1 protein-coding gene is annotated in these 457 nt (G+C 43.8%); it reads left to right on the top strand.

Annotated elements, in window-relative coordinates; genetic code table 11:
• Positions 1–457 (top strand): beta-ketoacyl synthase N-terminal-like domain-containing protein (locus tag BBI01_RS11595; protein WP_317040725.1); only part of this gene is annotated, 457 nt, incomplete at both ends.

Here is a 457-nt window from a genome sequence, read left to right as displayed (position 1 = left end):
CCTGAGAAGCAAAAATATATTGATGCTCATGATGCCGGTAATTCTTCTTTAGCCATTGCAGATTATCTGGGGTTAAAAGGAATGGTTTCTACGATCAGCACTGCCTGTTCATCAGCCGCCAATGCCATTATGATGGGAGCCAAACTGATTAAAAACGGCGTTTTAGATCGCGTTATCGTTGGCGGAACAGATTCCCTGTCCAAATTTACCCTGAACGGATTCAATACCCTGATGATTCTTACGGATTCCTATAACACGCCTTTTGACAATGACCGGAAAGGTTTAAATTTAGGAGAAGCCGCCGCTTTTTTAGTTATGGAATCTGAGGAAATTGTGACAAAGGAAAACAAGCCTGTTTTAGCCTATCTTTCCGGATATGGAAATGCGAATGATGCTCATCATCAGACGGCTTCTTCGGAGAATGGGCAGGGTGCTTTTCTCGCGATGCAGCAGGCTT

This window comes from Chryseobacterium artocarpi (assembly GCF_001684975.1).
Taxonomy (GTDB): domain Bacteria; phylum Bacteroidota; class Bacteroidia; order Flavobacteriales; family Weeksellaceae; genus Chryseobacterium; species Chryseobacterium artocarpi.
The sequence above is the reverse complement of the archived record's forward strand: the minus strand, read 5'-3'. Positions and strand labels throughout refer to the sequence as shown.